At 67.4% G+C, this 15,890-nt stretch carries 16 protein-coding genes and 1 tRNA gene; 6 read left to right on the top strand and 11 right to left on the bottom strand.

Annotation, left to right across the window (positions count from 1 at the left end; translation table 11 throughout):
* Nucleotides 1-599: 599 nt before the first annotated feature.
* Complete coding sequence (locus H4W80_RS21170) at nt 600-908, bottom strand: CPCC family cysteine-rich protein (protein ID WP_225963580.1); 309 nt, start codon at nt 906-908, stop codon at nt 600-602.
* Between the two features lie 358 nt (nt 909-1,266).
* Here H4W80_RS21170 and H4W80_RS21165 point away from each other — a divergent pair, with 358 nt between their 5' ends.
* Nucleotides 1,267-1,653, top strand: a complete 387-nt coding sequence (locus H4W80_RS21165) for a tyrosine-type recombinase/integrase (protein WP_192786677.1) — start codon at nt 1,267-1,269, stop codon at nt 1,651-1,653.
* A 234-nt stretch (nt 1,654-1,887) separates the two neighbouring features.
* Here H4W80_RS21165 and H4W80_RS21160 read toward each other — a convergent pair whose 3' ends face one another.
* Nucleotides 1,888-2,664, bottom strand: coding sequence for a hypothetical protein (locus tag H4W80_RS21160; RefSeq protein ID WP_318786977.1), 777 nt, complete (start codon nt 2,662-2,664; stop codon nt 1,888-1,890).
* Nucleotides 2,665-4,084: 1,420 nt separating this feature from the next.
* On the opposite strand from H4W80_RS21160, the gene H4W80_RS21155 reads away from it, so the two are divergent.
* Nucleotides 4,085-4,672, top strand: coding sequence for a DUF4240 domain-containing protein (locus H4W80_RS21155; protein ID WP_192786676.1), 588 nt, complete (start codon nt 4,085-4,087; stop codon nt 4,670-4,672).
* Here H4W80_RS21155 and H4W80_RS21150 read toward each other — a convergent pair.
* Nucleotides 4,669-5,544: a GntR family transcriptional regulator gene (locus H4W80_RS21150; protein ID WP_192786675.1), complete on the bottom strand. Its 876-nt coding sequence runs from the start codon at nt 5,542-5,544 to the stop codon at nt 4,669-4,671. The genes H4W80_RS21155 and H4W80_RS21150 overlap by 4 nt on opposite strands.
* On the opposite strand from H4W80_RS21150, the gene H4W80_RS21145 reads away from it, so the two are divergent.
* Complete coding sequence (locus H4W80_RS21145; protein WP_225963578.1) at nt 5,543-5,992, top strand: site-specific integrase; 450 nt, start codon at nt 5,543-5,545, stop codon at nt 5,990-5,992. The genes H4W80_RS21150 and H4W80_RS21145 overlap by 2 nt on opposite strands.
* Nucleotides 5,993-6,051: 59 nt before the next feature.
* On the opposite strand, the gene H4W80_RS21140 is transcribed toward H4W80_RS21145, so the two are convergent.
* The 7 genes from H4W80_RS21140 to H4W80_RS21110 all read right to left on the bottom strand — a co-directional run bounded on the left by H4W80_RS21140 (nt 6,052) and on the right by H4W80_RS21110 (nt 9,416).
* Nucleotides 6,052-6,123, bottom strand: a tRNA-Val gene (locus H4W80_RS21140).
* 17 nt (nt 6,124-6,140) lie between these two features.
* Entirely contained in the window at nt 6,141-7,142 is a 1,002-nt protein-coding gene (locus H4W80_RS21135; RefSeq protein ID WP_192793641.1) for an ROK family protein, read from the bottom strand.
* A gap of 298 nt (nt 7,143-7,440) precedes the next feature.
* Nucleotides 7,441-7,764, bottom strand: a complete 324-nt coding sequence (locus H4W80_RS21130; RefSeq protein ID WP_192786673.1) for a hypothetical protein — start codon at nt 7,762-7,764, stop codon at nt 7,441-7,443.
* A 14-nt stretch (nt 7,765-7,778) separates the two neighbouring features.
* A complete protein-coding gene (locus H4W80_RS21125) occupies nt 7,779-8,234 on the bottom strand; it encodes a peroxiredoxin (RefSeq protein WP_192786672.1) in 456 nt (151 codons plus the stop codon).
* A 36-nt stretch (nt 8,235-8,270) separates the two neighbouring features.
* Entirely contained in the window at nt 8,271-8,699 is a 429-nt protein-coding gene (locus H4W80_RS21120) for a DUF3052 domain-containing protein (protein ID WP_192786671.1), read from the bottom strand.
* 117 nt (nt 8,700-8,816) lie between these two features.
* Nucleotides 8,817-9,224, bottom strand: coding sequence for a secondary thiamine-phosphate synthase enzyme YjbQ (locus tag H4W80_RS21115; protein WP_192786670.1), 408 nt, complete (start codon nt 9,222-9,224; stop codon nt 8,817-8,819).
* 9 nt (nt 9,225-9,233) lie between these two features.
* Nucleotides 9,234-9,416, bottom strand: coding sequence for a DUF1918 domain-containing protein (locus H4W80_RS21110; RefSeq protein ID WP_192786669.1), 183 nt, complete (start codon nt 9,414-9,416; stop codon nt 9,234-9,236).
* Nucleotides 9,417-10,132: 716 nt separating this feature from the next.
* On the opposite strand from H4W80_RS21110, the gene aceE reads away from it, so the two are divergent.
* The 3 genes from aceE to H4W80_RS21095 all read left to right on the top strand — a co-directional run bounded on the left by aceE (nt 10,133) and on the right by H4W80_RS21095 (nt 15,301).
* Entirely contained in the window at nt 10,133-12,880 is a 2,748-nt protein-coding gene (gene aceE, locus H4W80_RS21105) for a pyruvate dehydrogenase (acetyl-transferring), homodimeric type (RefSeq protein ID WP_192786668.1), read from the top strand.
* Nucleotides 12,881-13,062: 182 nt separating this feature from the next.
* A complete protein-coding gene (locus H4W80_RS21100; protein ID WP_192786667.1) occupies nt 13,063-14,556 on the top strand; it encodes an alpha/beta hydrolase in 1,494 nt (497 codons plus the stop codon).
* Nucleotides 14,557-14,566: 10 nt separating this feature from the next.
* Nucleotides 14,567-15,301: a maleylpyruvate isomerase family mycothiol-dependent enzyme gene (locus H4W80_RS21095; RefSeq protein WP_192786666.1), complete on the top strand. Its 735-nt coding sequence runs from the start codon at nt 14,567-14,569 to the stop codon at nt 15,299-15,301.
* A 164-nt stretch (nt 15,302-15,465) separates the two neighbouring features.
* Here the strand turns inward: H4W80_RS21095 and H4W80_RS21090 are convergent, their stop codons facing one another.
* Nucleotides 15,466-15,822 (bottom strand): VOC family protein, encoded by a 357-nt coding sequence (locus H4W80_RS21090; RefSeq protein ID WP_192786665.1) that lies wholly within the window; start codon nt 15,820-15,822, stop codon nt 15,466-15,468.
* Between the last annotated feature and the right edge of the window lie 68 nt (nt 15,823-15,890).

The following is a 15,890-nucleotide window of genomic DNA, read 5'->3' as shown; positions in this document are numbered from 1 at the left end:
GCTGATGCCCTTGCGCGCCAGTTCGCCAGCCGGACAAGACAGGCCCTGATGCCTAGGAGTTGTCCAGTTGGGCGACGACTGATCAGGCCAATCTCGCCGAAACCCACTTGCGCGGGCCAATGACCCGACAGCCCCAAAGGGTGATCGCCACGGGTTTCTGATGCAGGTGGGCGGTACTGGGTTCGAACCAGTGACTCCTCGCTTGTAAGGAGCCATGATCCCTTGGCTGTACGTCTGGACCTGCACCCCCGCACTCGTAGTGCGCTCGCTACGTCATGATCGATTCTGTCTAATGGCACGCTAATGGCACGGCGATCATGCCTCTGACGTGACGCTCGCTTGCGGGACCTGGCACGGTATGGCACGGCCTTGCGGCACGCAGATGGCACGGAAGCGAACCCGGCGCCCCACGGGCGATCCACCGCATGGAGTTGAACTGCCGACGGTTTTACAGCGGGTCGACGTTGCTAGATACATCAGGCCACTGACCTCTGGATATGGCTCTCAGACATCCCCGCTGGGGGAAGACCATCCCGCGTATATCCCGCGAGTCGGAGCCAACCGATCTAAGGATCTGCCTTCGTTCGTGGCCGCTGCTGTCACAGCTCTAGCGGCGGCAGTCCCCGCATCTCTCGGTAGCGCCGCCGCTCTGTGGTCAAGCTATCCGACCCGTTGGGGCCACCCATGACGACATCGGCGTTGTGATCATCCTGTCCGTCGTCCTCCCAACAGCATTCATCACACATCTGGAAGCCGCCGCGGTACTGAAGGGTCGGGTGGAAGCAGCATGGGCACGTGTACGGCTGATCGCGCGGCGGTAGTCGAAGGAAGTTTCCGCCCTGTTCCGCCATCACAGACAAGACCCATCGCTTCCGCTCGCGGATCTCCTCGATGCTGAGATGGGTCATATCCGTCATGATGCCGTACGGCTCCGAGCATCTGCATCTCAATCGGCAGCTCTGTATCTGCTCCTGCCCCGTGCCCGGATAGCTGGTAGAGATCCGCGACTCGTGCCGCGGTTCCGCCCGCGTCTGGAGATCACTACCCGCACACGGGAATACGGTGGGCCAGGGCTGAGGAACGAAGCCCTGGACCTTCGACCGCCCCAAAGCACATACGGTGGCCGACCATGCAGTGGCGATCGTAGGGCTGCACCTGTGCGGCGGCGTGGCAACCCCGGTCGGAGCGTTCGGTCGGTACGGCGCGGCTGGCGTGCGATGTCCGGCCCGGTGTCCCGCCGCCGTCCGGGACCGGCCCCCAGGCCGCATGCCCGGACGGCGGGCGGGCGGGGGGCCGGGGGTATGGCGGCGCGCCGCGCCGCCGCTTGATCAGTTCACCGCCCCAGAGGCCGACGCGCTGATCTTCACCGGCTCGCAGGGCGGCATCCTCCGTCGGAGCAACTTCCGGCGCGCGGCCAAGTGGGACGAGAGCACGAGAAAGATCGGCTTCCCGGGTCTGCACTTTCATGATCTCCGGCACACCGGCAACACGATCGCCGCGAGCTCCGGCGAGAGTCTCAAAGATCTCATGCAGCGCATGGGGCATGACTCGGTCCGGGCCGCGCTGATCTATCAGCACAGCACGGCTGAGGCTGACCGCAGGATCGCCGACGCGATGAACGCGAAGATCGCAAACAACCCCAATGGATCTTGATCAGGGCTCTCTCGCCCCGGCTAATGGCACGTTAATGGCACGAAGCCCCGTTTCCATGATCGGAGACGGGGCTCTTGTCGCAGGTGGGCGGTACTGGGTTCGAATCAGTGACCCCCTCGCTTGTAAGGCACATCAGGAGGGGGCGGGATCTTGGCCGATACCCGCCCCCACCTGGAGTTATGGTCCCGTGCGGTCCTCTGGAGTCCAGGGCCGTCCGGGGCGATTGTCACTCACTTAGTCACCCAGCATCTGGCCCGTGGGCTGCGGCTGCTGCCATACGTCACGGCCGTTGCTCCACAGCTCGGAGGCGTGGTAGGCGAATCGGTCGAACAAGCCGTCGTCCTGGTAGCGCCGCAGGTGCAGCATGGGTGAGTCGTGTCCGACCAGATTGGCCAGGTGTGGCGTGACGAGCATCTCCGAGTCGAAGCGGAACACGCTCATGGCTATGTGCTCGTCGCCGTACCGGGCCTCGATGCCGGGGACGTCGCGTAGCTGCTCGATCTCCGCCAGCGTGATCCGGATGCGCGTGGACACGGTTAGCGGGACGTTCTCCACCTCCTCGCGGCGACGGGTGACCTCGCTGTCCGGGTCGCCGACGAGAAACCGGATCTTGCAGCCCTGCTGCGCTTTCCGCTTGAGGACCTTCGCCAGGTTCGGGTGTTCCAGCCACAGGAAGTAGTTCGTATAACCGGCGAACACGATCTCGTTGCGCGCCGCGTTTATGAGGTTGCGCCAGATTGATTTCGGGCACGCGGAGCGATACGGATAAACGGTCAATACTTCCTTGTCCGGCCCTGTTTTCACCGTATTGCGAATTGCGTCTGGCCATAGCACGCCTGTCTCAACTCCTAGTGCCTCTGCGGCGGCCCACTGGTGCCGCAGGTGCGGGACGCGAGCCTCGTCCTGCAGCCAGCGTTCCACCGTCTTGACGTCCACGCCACACCGGTCGGCCAAGCTCTGGTTCGTGACCTTGGCGTTCAGCATGGCGCTGCGTAGGGCGACGTTGGCCACGGTACACCTCGGGACGGAGGACGTCAGGGACGTTTTTGAGCGTAACGCCATAACGTCCTGGACGTCTCTATAACGCGGTGGGTTCGTCACGCAAAGGTAAGCACGCTGATCCCATGTCAACCCCGGTAATTCTCGGAGACCTCCAAGAGGCTTTTCCTGGTTGGTGCATTTGGCGTAGTTCTGGGGGACGTCTCTGGGCAACTCGAAACAGCCGGCGCCTATCCCAGTACGAGGTAGACCACGGTCTCTGCCAGACGATCGACGCGGATGACGTCGCTCAACTGGCCGAGCGGTTGAAGGAGCAGGAAGCAGCGGAGCAGGCGCTGTGAGAAGCCCTTCGTTCCGAATCGGCTGTCATGCCGAGATCGTGGACATGCTCCACAGCCCAGCGCAGACACGAGCGTGGGGCTCAGCGCTGCTCGGTCGTCGCGGGACCGTGGTAGCTGTGCTGCGTAACGGCACCCTGGGCTTGCTCAAACTCGACGGACAGCCGCACGAACTGCCCGGAGGGGTGCAGCGCTGGGCATTCCACTGGGATGACCTGCTTATACACAAAGATCTGGCAAGACCGGAGAAGCCAGCATGCGACTACCGGCTCGGCCTGTCCCACCACGAGAGGAACTCCATACAGCATGCCGTATGGGCCGAGCAGAAGGTCAGCTTGTGCGGCGAGGCAGTGCGTCCGCTGCCGACCCTCGGCTGGTGCTTGCCTTTCCTGCCCACAGCTACGCGCGCCTGCCCGGCCTGCGTTCATCTGGCCGCACCGCCCGCGGAAGAGAGGGCGGTGCGTCCCGCGTCCCCTCTTCCCTCGTCGCGATAGCCGCTCAACCGTGTTCCGGTGGGAGGCAGCTTCGTACTCACCTCGTACGCCGTCGACTCACCGCGTAGCGGCAGCGGGCCGGGGACGGAGTGTCAAGCCCGGCTTCGCGTGTACGTTCGCCGGTCGCCGTTCCTCGATCATGCTTTGTCCTGCGATCAGGGCCGGGCTTGATGCGGAGGAGTCGGGCTGCTGGGATTGCCTGAGTTGATGGTGTGCGAGGTGACCACCTCGGTGCCTGAGCGCTCCCGCCGGAGGCATAAGGCTTGAAGAGTCGTCCTGTCCTGTGCGAGCGGAGCGGCCGGCGCCCATGCGAAGCACCCGAAGGGCCGCGAAGCGGTGGGGGCCGGCGGCGGAGCGGCGGCGACGGTGCGGAGGTCGGCCACGGAGGGTGTACGGCGGCGCGGCGGCCGTGCGGTGGTACGGCCCGAGCCGCTGCCGCCCGGGACCGGCCTCCAGGCCGCATGCCGGGGACGGCAGGCAGGCGCGGGGCCGTGCGCACGGCGCGGAGCGCCGTCGCCTTGAACCAGTAAAGAAACTCTGAGCCAGATCGGAATGTGCCCACTGTCGGTTCTGTCGTCGATCCATGCCAGGATCGCCGGGGTGGACATCGACGAGTTCTGGCATCTGATCGAGCATTCGGCACGACACCGGCCGAACGAAGCGCGCCTGAGGTGGCTGGAACAGCGGTTGGCGTCGCGTTCCGCCGAAGAAATCATCGACTTCGAGTCGTGGATTCTGGAAGCTCGGCGCAAGGTTGACACCAACTTGATGTGGGGCACAGCCACCCTCTTACACCTGATAGGCGGCAACGACAGCTTTCGGTATTTCCAGATGTGGTTGGTCGGCCTCGGCCGTGAGACCTTCGAGAAGGTCGCCGGCGACCCGGACACACTTGCGGACGTGCCAGAGGTCCAGCGCTTTCTCACTATGCAACGAGATCGAATCCCCCGAACTAACGACGACTGGCCGGAGCTCGAATCCCTGTCCTACGTGGCTCTCACAGCTTGGGAGAAAGTTACAGGCACAGGCAGCGACGCCTTGTTCGATGCTCTTGAGGCTCGTGGTCATGCGTTCCACGAAACGCCTCATTCCACCGACGAGCGTTGGGATCCAGAAGATGATGAGGAGGCGGCCCGCAGGGTGCCACGCAGCCATCGATTCATCCGCGCGTTCTACGGTCGCACTTAGATCACCAGATCAATGCCGTTGTCGCTGAGTTCCTGCGACGTCAGCGCGGCTTCGGCGTCGTCGGCGAGTTCGCGATGGTAGCCGATCTCGTAGCGGTTGGCGGGGGCCTTGACCTCGGTGACTTCGATGGGGTGGCCGTTGGGGTGGGCCATGGTGCGGCGGATGATGAGGACGGCTTCGGCGTAGTCCATGCCGAGTGCGGTGCGTTCGTCTTCGTAGGCGATGCGGGCGGTGGTGAGGGTCATCCAGCGGACGGGGCCGTGTTCGCGGATGAGGGACTGGTAGAAGAAGCCGGGGCGCTTGCGGTACTGGGCGTGGCGCTTGGGGTCGTCCCAGTCAGGGAGCATGTCGGCGTTGGTGTAGGAGTTGATCTCCAGGCAGGCCGATACACCGTGGATGGCGGCGGTGTGGCCTCGGTGCCACATGCTGCGGCGGTGGATGACCGGGTGGCCGGGGCGGACGCTGAGCATGACCGCGACGTCGCGGTTGGCGGTGGTCTTCTCGCTGGTGAAGAGCGGGGCTTCGGGTTCGCGGTCGCGTTGGGCGAGGTCCCAGCCGAATGCCTGGACATCGGGGTGGTTTCCGGGGGCTGCGAGGTCGGGTCGGTCGTGGTCGGTGATGAGGATGGTGCGGCGTTCGGGCATGGGGCGGACGAAGGAGCCGCGTCCGCTCATGACGTAAGCCAGGCCTTCGGAGACGAGGGTGTCGATGGCCTTGCGGACGGTTGGGCGGGAGACGTCGTACTTCCTGACGAGTTCGGGTTCGCTGGGCAGCGCGCCGCCGGGGGGGTAGCGGCCGTCCAGGATGGCGGCTCGTAGGTCGGTGGCGATGACGCGCCAGCGGGCGTCTTTGCCGTCGGTGTTGGTCTCCATGGTGCGCCTTCCTCGGTCCGTCCGGCAGAAGGGCGACACCAAGACGGTGAAGTCCCGCCGGTCGCTCAAGCTGCCCCGGCGCTGCGTGGAGGCGCTGCGCCTGCTCAAGGAAGCCCAAGAGATCGCTCAGGAGAAGGCGGGAGATCGCTGGAAGGGTACGGATCTCGTGTTCTGCACGCGGACCGGTACACCCGTCACGGCCCACAACGTACGGCATGACTTCCGGAAGGTGGTGGAGGGGGCGGGGCTCACCGGGCGGGAGTGGTCCCCTCGCGAGCTGCGGCACAGCTTTGTGTCCGTGCTGTCAGACTCCGGCGTCCCCATCGAGGACATCTCGCGCCTGGTCGGGCACTCCAACACGGTGGTCACCGAGACGGTCTACCGGCACCAGATCCGGCCCGTGATCATGCAAGGAGCTGCGGCGATGGACAAGATCTTCGGGAGTTAGTCACTCACTTAGTCACTCAGACGCCGTTTTCAAGATCAGAGATCAAATGTTCACGCAGGTGGGCGGTACTGGGTTCGAACCAGTGACCCCTCGCTTGTAAGGCGAGTGCTCTACCGCTGAGCTAACCGCCCCTGATCGGCACTACACCTTACGACACCACGGGGCCCGATCGCACATCCACTGTCCACCCCGGGCCCAGTTCGGGGTGGCCGGCGGCGCGCCAGCCCAGGAGGGCGGCTCCGAGCATGCCGGCGTCGACGCCGAGTGCGGCCGGCACCAGTGGGGGTGCGTCGCGGAAGGCGAGGCGTTTGACGAGGCGGGTGCGTACCGGGTCGAAGAGGGCGGGGCCGGCTTCGGCGAGGCCGCCGCCGAGGACGATCACCGTGGGGTCCAGCAGGAGCGTGTACGTGGCCAGCGCCAGCGACAGGGCCTCCACGGCCTCGTCCCAGACCTCTATGGCGATCGGGTCGTCGGAGGAGACCACCTGCTCCGCCTTGACGCCCTCCACGTCGGCGCGCTGGCTGTAGCGGCGGCCCACCGAGGCGGCCGAGGCGTACGTCTCCAGGCAGCCGAACTGGCCGCACGCGCACTGCTCCCCGTCCGGGAAGACCGGGGTGTGGCCGATCTCGCCGGCCCAGCCGGAGGAGCCGCCGTACGGTTCGCCGCGGATGATCGAGGCGCCCGCGATCCCCGTGCCGATGGGGAGGAAGAGGAAGTCGGACAGGCCCCGGCCCGCGCCGAGGATGCTCTCGGCGAGGCCGCCGGTGCGTACGTCGTGTCCGAGCAGGACGGGGATGTCCAGGGTGGTGAAGCTCGTGGCGGGGACGTCGCGCCAGCCCAGGTTCGCGGCGTAGACGGCGGCGTTGTCGGAGACCAGGCCGGGGACGGCCAGGCCCACGCCCGCCGGGGTGCCGTCGCCCGAGGAGGCCAGGTGGCTGATGAAGTCGGAGATGGCGGACACGACCGCCTCCGGGCCCTCCGCCCGCGGGGTCGGGCGCCGCTCGCTCAGCAGCACCACGCCGGAGTCGCTGACCAGGCCGCCCTTCATGGACGTGCCGCCGACGTCGAGCGCGACGACGAACGAGCTCGGAGCCGGGTTCGGGCTCACGCTCACACTCGGGTTCGGGCTGTCGCTCACGCTCGGAGTCATGTCGGACACGCAGGAGACGATAGCGCAGCTCAGCAAATGTCTGGAAAGAGTCCCTTCGCTGCAGGGGATAAGTCGTAGGGATTCGCTGCCGGGATTACCGGAGCTGAGCTTTGCGCAAGCCCCGCCCTCCGTCGAGGGATCCGGTCCAGGCCCCAGGGCTCAGGGCACCCCACTGAGGGCTCAGAGCGGCTCACGGCGCTGTGAAGGCCTCAGTGTCTCCGCCGGTTCCCGTATCCAGGCTCCCGCGCGTTCGTGCCCGGCCTCAGGGCTCCGTGCCTTCGGATCCGGTCCCCAGGGCTCAGGTGCGGCCCAGTACGCGGTTGAGGGCCGCTTCCACCTCCGCCGAGAGGCCGGGGGGTGAGGGCGGTGGGGAGACGGGAGAGCCCGCGAGCGCGTCGGAGCGCGCCAGCCGTACGTCGCCGCAGGACCGGCACTCCACCTCGCCCAGCCGGCAGATCAGCGCGACCGACCCGCAGGTCGCGCACGCGTCGAGGTCGAGGTCGTGCAGCCGCTGACAGTCCGGGCAGATCAACACCTGCGTTTCGTGGCGCACCCCGCGCTGCCACGGGCTGGCGCCGCGCACCGGGTCGGTCTGCCGGGCCCCGCATCGGTAGCAGGGCATCGTTCCCTCCGAGGTCAAGAAATGTCGGCGAGTGCCTTGGCGTAGTCGGCGAGGTCGCGTGCGGCGGAGGCCGGATTGACCACCGACCACCGGATCACGCCCTCGCCGTCGATGATGAAGGTCCCCCGAAGAGCGAACCCCTTCGCCTCATCGAACACACCGTACGCCCGCGCGACCTGTCCATGTGGCCAGAAATCGGAGAGCAGCGGAAACGTATAACCCTCGCGATCTGCCCACGCACGGTGCGTGAACATGGAGTCGACGGAGACGGTCAGCAGCTGTGCGCCGTCGATCGGCCGGTCGCGCAGCGCGGACAGCTCGCCGTGACAGATCCCGCTGAAGGCAAGCGGGTAGAAGACCAGCACGACTTTGGAGCCCCGGAACTGAGACAGGCTCACCGGGGTGCCGTGCTGGTCCTGCAGCTCGAAATCCGGAGCCAGGGCGCCGACCTCGGCAGGATGTGCGTTCACGGCTTCATCCTGCCGTACGGAAGGCGCTCGGACTCCCTACCGTTTGCCCTTGGGCGTGACGAGCCTGGTCCCGGACCAGTCCGGTGCGGCGGAGATGCTGCTGGTCTGTGAGAGGCCCGCGGTAGTGGCATCCTCCCCGATGTCGCTCGGCTCCACGTGGCCCTCGCGTCCTGCCTTGGGAGTCAGCAGCCAGATCTGGCCACCGTCGGCGAGTGCTCGCATGGCGTCGCTGAGGGCGTCGAAGAGGTCTCCGTCGCCGTCGCGCCACCACATCAGCACGACGTCCACGACGTCGTCGCTCTCTTCGTCCAGCAGCTCGTTACCGGTCAGGTCCTCGATGGAGTCGCGAAGCTCGTCGTCGACGTCCTCGTCCCAACCGATCTCCTGCACCACCTGACCCGGCTTGAGGCCGAGCCGTTCGGCCAGGCCGCGCTCGCCCTGCGCCTGACCCGCGGTCGCGCTCACGTTTATCCCTCCTGCTTGAGTGGCCCCGCTTATGCGGTTTATCGCTTCGGCACAGTCCACACGCTGTGACCCTCAGTCGTCAACGGTCGCCACGGGTGCGGCCGTAGTCGGCCAGAATCAATCAGACAAAAACGACAGGCGAACCTGACGTTGCCGGTTGTCGACGTTCAGGTCGACGAGTGCGATCGACTGCCACGTGCCGAGCGCCAGACGCCCGCCCAGCACGGGGACCGTGGCGTACGGCGGGATCAGCGCGGGCATGACGTGTGACCGTCCGTGACCGGGTGAGCCGTGGGCGTGACGCCAGCGATCATCGGCCGGCAACAGGTCGCGCAGCGCGGCGAGAAGATCGTCGTCGCTGCGCGAGCCCAACTCGAGCAGGGCGACACCGGCGGTCGCATGGGGCACAAAGATATGCAACAGCCCGTCTTCGCCCTGCCTGTGCACGAAATCAGCGCATTCAGTGGTGATGTCGTGCACAGTCTCTCGTGACCCTGTAGCCACGGAGATGATTTCAGATCTCACAGGGAAATCTTACTTATGCACCACGACGGCGTCCGGCCCGGGAAACACCAGGCCGGTGTGCCCGTCGTCGAAGCGCACCATGTAGGGAGGCCCCCCGTCGAGGCCCTGGACCTCCACAATCACACCACTCCGGTCCCCCTCGCCAACGGCATGCCCGTGCACCAGGAGCCGGTCTCCTACCGCAGCATTCATACAACCCACATTGGTACGTGGGAGGCCGTCCGAAAAGAGTGATTCGGAAGTTTTGCTCCCCCTCCGGAGGGGCGGAGAAAAATGACCGAAACGTTACGCGGGGGTGAGGTGGGTGGGCGCCCGGCGGGTGCCGAACGGACCGGGGCGGCAGGGTGTGCCGGGGCGGATGGGAGCGCAAGGGTCTTGGGGGTGGTGAGAGTCAATTGGGGGCTAAGGGGCCACATGGATCCGAGGCGATCAGCGGTGACAGGCGGCGAGGCGAGTCGTGAGGGGCGTCACAAGTCGTGAGAGGCGGCGCGGGGCGCAAGCCGGTGCAAGGGGCATGATCAGCGACGATGCGCCCACGGCCGGTTCTCCGTCCGGCGGCCCCTGTCGGAGCCGGACCGGGAGGATGGCCGCTAGACTCGCCCGTCACGCCGCGCCGTCGTGGGGTGAGAACCCCCTCCCTTCGGGGGAGAGTGGAGGGAGGCGGGGACCAGGAGTCCAGAGACATTCGAGCGAAATTTCGTTCGTTTTCCTGTCTTGTTAAATTGCTCCCGGGATGTAACCTTTGGTGGCGATTCGTCCTACCATCGGTGGTCTAGGCCATCTGATCTGTCTCTGCCAGCAGGGACACCACTGGTTACCGGTCAGTAGAGATGCGTTTTCTACGGCTAGCGACCAGGATGGAAGACGACCCAGACCAGACATCAGTCATCCTCGGAAGGCGAGACCCAGTGGCTTCCGGACGCCAGCGATTCTCGATCATCAGCGACGGCCTACCCAGCCAGCTGCCTGATGTCGACCCCAGCGAGACCAACGAGTGGCTCGAGTCTCTCGACAACGTCGTCAAGACCGAAGGCCGCACCAGAGCCCGCTACCTCATGCTGCGCATGCTGGAGCGGGCCCGCGAGCACCAGGTCGGCGTGCCGGGTTTGCGGAGCACCGACTACATCAACACGATCCCGCCGGAGCGCGAGCCCTGGTTCCCCGGTGACGAGCACGTCGAACGCCGCATCCGCGCCTACATCCGCTGGAACGCGGCCATCATGGTGTCCAGGGCCAACGCCCGCACCAACGTCGGCGGCCACATCGCCACCTACGCCTCCGCCGCCTCCCTCTACGAAGTGGGCTTCAACCACTTCTTCCGCGGCAAGGACCACGGCGAGTCGGGCGACCAGGTCTTCTTCCAGGGGCACGCCGCCCCGGGCATCTACGCCCGCGCCTTCCTCGAGGGCCGCCTCAACGAGGCCCAGCTCGACGCGTTCCGGCAGGAGTTGTCGCACGGCTTCCACGGCCTGCCCTCCTACCCCCACCCGCGCCTCATGCCGGACTTCTGGGAGTTCCCGACGGTCTCCATGGGCCTCGGCCCGATCGGCGCGATCTACCAGGCGCGGTTCAACCGCTATCTGCTCAACCGGCAGATCAAGGACACCAGCCGCAGCCACGTGTGGGCGTTCCTGGGTGACGGCGAGATGGACGAGCCCGAGTCGCTCGGCGCGATCGGCCTGGCGGCCCGCGAGGAGCTCGACAACCTCACGTTCGTGATCAACTGCAACCTGCAGCGGCTCGACGGTCCCGTACGCGGCAACGGCAAGATCATCCAGGAGCTGGAGTCCTACTTCCGCGGCGCCGGCTGGAACGTCATCAAGGTCGTGTGGGGCCGCGACTGGGACCCGCTGCTGGCGGCCGACGTCGACGGCGTGCTGGTCAACCAGATGAACACCACGCCCGACGGCCAGTTCCAGACCTACTCGGTCGAGTCCGGCGAGTACATCCGCGACAACTTCTTCAGCGGCGACCCGCGCCTGCGCAAGATGGTCGAGCACCTGACCGACGACGACATCCGCAAGCTGTCGCGCGGCGGCCACGACTACCGCAAGGTCTACGCGGCGTTCAAGGCGGCCCGCGAGCACGTCGGCCAGCCGACCGTGATCCTCGCCCAGACGATCAAGGGCTGGACGCTGGGCAAGGACTTCGAGGCGCGCAACGCCACCCACCAGATGAAGAAGCTCACCAAGGCCGAGCTGAAGGAGTTCCGCGACCGGCTCTACCTGCCGATCCCGGACTCGGCCCTGGAGGGGGAGCTGCCGCCGTACTTCCACCCGGGCGAGAACGACCCCGAGATCCAGTACATGAAGGAGCGCCGCGCGGCGCTCGGCGGCGTGCTGCCCAAGCGGGTCATGCGCGCCAAGCCGGTCAAGCTGCCCGGCGACGAGGTCTACGGCGGCTTCGCCAAGGGCTCGGGCAAGCAGCAGGTCGCCACCACGATGGCGTTCGTGCGGCTGCTGAAGGACCTCATGCGCGACAAGGAGATCGGCCACCGGTTCGTGCCGATCATCCCGGACGAGGCGCGTACGTTCGGTCTCGACGCCATGTTCCCGACGGCCAAGATCTACTCCCCGCACGGCCAGACGTACGAGGCCGTCGACAGGGATCTGCTGCTGTCGTACAAGGAGGCCACGCAGGGCCAGATCCTGCACGAGGGCATCAGCGAGTCGGGCTCGATGGCCTCGGCCATCGCGGCCGGCACCGCCTACGCCACGCACGGCGAGCACATGATCCCGATCTACATCTTCTACTCGATGTTCGGGTGGCAGCGCACCGGCGACCAGATGTGGCAGATGGGCGACCAGATGGGCCGCGGCTTCCTGCTCGGCGCCACCGCGGGCCGCACCACGCTCAACGGTGAGGGCCTGCAGCACGAGGACGGCCACACGCCGCTCATCGCCTCCACCAACCCGGCCGCGATCTCCTACGACCCGTCGTGGGCGTTCGAGGTGGCCCACATCGTCAAGGACGGCCTGCGGAGGATGTACGGCGACCAGCCGGAGGACGTCTTCTACTACCTGACCGTCTACAACGAGCCCTACCTGCAGCCCGCCCAGCCGGCCAACCTCGACGTGCAGGGCCTGCTCAAGGGCCTGTACAAGTTCGCCGACGGGCCGCAGACCCAGGGTCCGAAGGCCAACATCCTGTCCTCCGGCGTGGCGGGCCCGTGGGCGATGGAGGCGCAGCGGCTGCTGGCCGAGGACTGGGGCGTCTCGGCCGACGTGTGGTCGGCGACGTCGTGGTCCGAGCTGCGCCGCGACGCGCTGGCCTGCGAGGAGCACAACCTGCTCAACCCCGACGCCGAGCAGCGCGTCCCGTACGTCACCCAGGCGCTCTCCCAGGCGCAGGGCCCGTTCGTGGGCGTCAGCGACTACATGAAGGCCGTGCAGGACCAGATCGCGCAGTGGGTGCCGGGTGACTGGTCCTCGCTGGGCACCGACGGGTTCGGCCTGTCCGACACCCGCTCGGCGCTGCGCCGCCACTTCCACGTCGACGCCGCCTCGATCACGCTGGCCGTGCTGACCAGCCTGGTCAAGCGGGGCGAGCTCGACGGCGAGGTGCTGCGCGAGGCGATCGCCCGCTACCACCTCAAGAACGGCGTCACCGAGGCGGGCGGCGCGGAGAGCAACGACACCCAGTCGATGGGCGTCTGAGTCATCCAGGAGCGGCGCCCCCGCGAAGAACTTCTCGCGGGGGCGCCGTCATTTCCGCCCGCGGCGTACGGCCTGTGAGGCGGCACGTTCAGGAGGGGTACGTGCCGCCTCACCCAGGTATGGTGCGGCGTCACGTATTGTGGGCACTACTTCCCCCTGAGAGACGAGGGAGAAGTCTGTCTATGCGACGCGTCCTAGCCGCCCTGCTCATCCCGGTCGTCGCCGGTTGCTCCACCGTGCCGGCCGAGCCCGCCACGCAGTCGACGGCGGACCCCGGCACGATCAGCTGGGGGCCGTGCACCGACATCAAGCGTCCCGGCGGCGAGCCACCGGCCAGCCAGGACAGTTCGGTACGGTGCGGGAAGCTGGCCGTCCCGCTGGACTACAACAAGCCCGACGGTGAGAAGCTGGACCTGGCGCTCATCAAGCTGCCCACCACGGGCAAGAACCGGCTGGGCTCGGTGGTGTTCAACTTCGGCGGTCCCGGCGCCTCCGGCGTCGACACGCTCGACCAGGCCGCCAAGGCGCTCACCGGGCTGCGCGCCCGATACGACCTGATCAGCTTCGACCCGCGCGGCGTGGAGCGCAGCTCCGGCGTGCGCTGCGGCGACTCCGCGGAGATGGACAGGTTCACCGCGCTGGACACGCTGCCGTCGAACAACCAGACCCGCCAGGAGACCGCGGCGGCCAACAAGCAGTTCGCCGCCGCCTGCCAGCAGCACTCCGGCAAGATCCTCCCGTACATCGGGACCGTGAACGCCGCCCGCGACATGGACCGGATCCGCGCCGCGGTGGGCGACCCCAAGCTCAACTACGTCGGCATGTCGTACGGCACGCAGCTCGGCGCCGTGTACGCCACCGAGTTCCCCAAGATGGTGGGCCGCATGGTGCTCGACGCGCCGCTCGACCCGACGGTGACGTTCGAGCAGCGCACGCTGGTGCAGACGCGCGGGTTCCAGAAGGCGTACGAGAGCTTCCTGCGCTCGTGCGTCAAGAACAAGTGCGACTTCGGCACGGACCAGCAGAGCGCCAACGCGAACGTCGACAAGCTGATGAAGCAGCTCACCACCCAGCCGCTGAAGGTCGGCACCCGCGAGCTCACCCAGGGCCTGGCCGGCACGGGCGTGGCGGCGGCGCTGTACTCGGAGCTGACCTGGCCGTTCCTGGAGCAGGCGCTCTCGGAGGCGATCAAGGGGCACGGCGACGCGCTGCTCTACCTGGCCGACTCCTACACCGGCCGCTCCCAGGACGGCAAATACTCCACGCAGATGACCAGCTTCCCGGCCATCACCTGCGTGGACACCTCCGAACGGCCCAGCGAGGCCGAGCTGCGCCGCACCGAGGCGGCCGCCATGAGGATCTCGCCGCTGTTCGGCAGCGAGGGGTCCGGCGGGCTGTGCCGGGTCTGGCCGGCCAAGGGCAGCGATCAGGCGCGGCACGTGAACGCCACCGGCTCCGCCCCGATCGTCGTGATCGGCGGCAAGGGCGACCCCGCCACGCCGTACGAGTGGGCGCCCAGGCTGACGGCCCAGCTCAAGACCGCCAGGCTGGTGACGTACGAGGGCGAGGGGCACGGCGCCTACCTGTCGGGCAGCAAGTGCGTGCTGGAGCTCGTGGACTCGTTCCTGATCGACGGCAAGCTGCCGCAGAAGGGCGCGACCTGCCCGGCGGCCTAGGGTGGGGCCTGTGACATACGACTCGCTCATCGACGCCGAGACCGCCCGCCTGGCGGCCCTGGCCACGGATCTGTCCGTCCCGGTGCCCACGTGCCCGGGATGGACGCTCGCCGAGCTGATCACGCACGTCGGCCAGACGCACCGGTGGGCCGTCCACGTGCTGCGCAACCAGGCCCAGGAGCGGATCTGGTCGCGCCAGGTGCCCAGCGGGCTGGCCGAGGGCCAGAGCGGCGACGCGGCCTGGCTGCGTGCCGGGGCGGCCGAGCTGCTCGGCACGCTCCGCGACACCGACCCCTCGACGGCGGTGTGGACGTGGGGCCCGGACCGGCAGGCGTCGTGGTGGCCCCGCCGGATGCTCTTCGAGCTGGTGATCCACCGGGTCGACGCGGAGCTCGCGCTCGGCATCGACCCGGTCGTCCCGGCCGGGGTCGCGATCGACGGCATCGAGGAGTTTCTGCACAACCTGCCGTCCGCGACCTGGGTGACCCGGTCGCTGGCGGAGCTCGAGGCGGAGGGGGCCACGATCCACCTCCATGCGAACGACGCCGACGGCGAGTGGACCATCACCCAGGGCCCGGCCGGGACGGTCGAGTGGGCGCGCGGGCACGCCAAGGGCGACTGCGCCGTGCAGGGGACGGCCCAGGACCTGCTGCTCATGATCTACGGCCGGCGCTCGCCCGAGGCGCTGACCGTCTACGGCGACGCGGACCTCCTCAAGCGCTGGCTGTCCAAGGCCGCCTTCTGACGAAGGAGATGGTGGCCCTGGACGCGCCGCCGCTCGGCGATCGGCGGCGTGTCCAGGGCACGGGGTGAAACCGCTCCTCGGAAGCGGCCCGTCCGGATGCCGGGGGTCAGCGGGGAAGGCGTTCTCCCCGGCCCTCGAACGGGTGATTCACCTGTGAGGGAAGCTCACCTGCGGTGGAAGACCCCGAAGACGCTCCCGGACGTGTCACGCAGGTAGGCGAAGTCGGTGCCGGCGCCGTCGTCGATCACCTTCGTGATCACCTTGCCGCCCAGCGACTCGCTCTTGGCGCAGGCCGCCTCGACGTCGGCCACCTGCACGTGGAAGATCGCGTGCGCCGGGAACTCGCCCTTGGTGTTGAACAGCCCGCCGCCGACCTGCTCGCCGCCCGGGTAGCCGATCATCCGGTAGTCGATCGGCCCCTCGCCGGCGCTGAACGTCCAGCCGAACAACCCGCCGTAGAACGCCTGGGCGCCTTCGGGATCGTCGGTCGCGATCTCGAACCAGGTCACGGTGTTGTCCATCGTCGTCTCCTCGTCACTGATCTTTCTCGAACAAAACAACGATCTAACGCGAGGGCGACAACCCTATG

Source organism: Nonomuraea angiospora (assembly GCF_014873145.1).
Taxonomy (GTDB): Bacteria; Actinomycetota; Actinomycetes; order Streptosporangiales; family Streptosporangiaceae; genus Nonomuraea; species Nonomuraea angiospora.
Note: the sequence above shows the minus strand (reverse complement) of the source record. Positions and strands in the feature narration are given on the sequence as shown.

Coding starts and splice junctions, on each gene's coding strand:
- H4W80_RS21170 (WP_225963580.1), bottom strand. CDS start 908: ATGACCCATCTCAGCATCGAGGAGATCCGCGAGCGGAAGCGATGGGTC.
- H4W80_RS21165 (WP_192786677.1), top strand. CDS start 1,267: ATGCCCGGACGGCGGGCGGGCGGGGGGCCGGGGGTATGGCGGCGCGCC.
- H4W80_RS21145 (WP_225963578.1), top strand. CDS start 5,543: ATGGTGCGCCTTCCTCGGTCCGTCCGGCAGAAGGGCGACACCAAGACG.
- H4W80_RS21150 (WP_192786675.1), bottom strand. CDS start 5,544: ATGGAGACCAACACCGACGGCAAAGACGCCCGCTGGCGCGTCATCGCC.
- H4W80_RS21135 (WP_192793641.1), bottom strand. CDS start 7,142: ATGACTCCGAGCGTGAGCGACAGCCCGAACCCGAGTGTGAGCGTGAGC.
- H4W80_RS21130 (WP_192786673.1), bottom strand. CDS start 7,764: ATGCCCTGCTACCGATGCGGGGCCCGGCAGACCGACCCGGTGCGCGGC.
- H4W80_RS21110 (WP_192786669.1), bottom strand. CDS start 9,416: ATGAATGCTGCGGTAGGAGACCGGCTCCTGGTGCACGGGCATGCCGTT.
- H4W80_RS21100 (WP_192786667.1), top strand. CDS start 13,063: ATGCGACGCGTCCTAGCCGCCCTGCTCATCCCGGTCGTCGCCGGTTGC.
- H4W80_RS21090 (WP_192786665.1), bottom strand. CDS start 15,822: ATGGACAACACCGTGACCTGGTTCGAGATCGCGACCGACGATCCCGAA.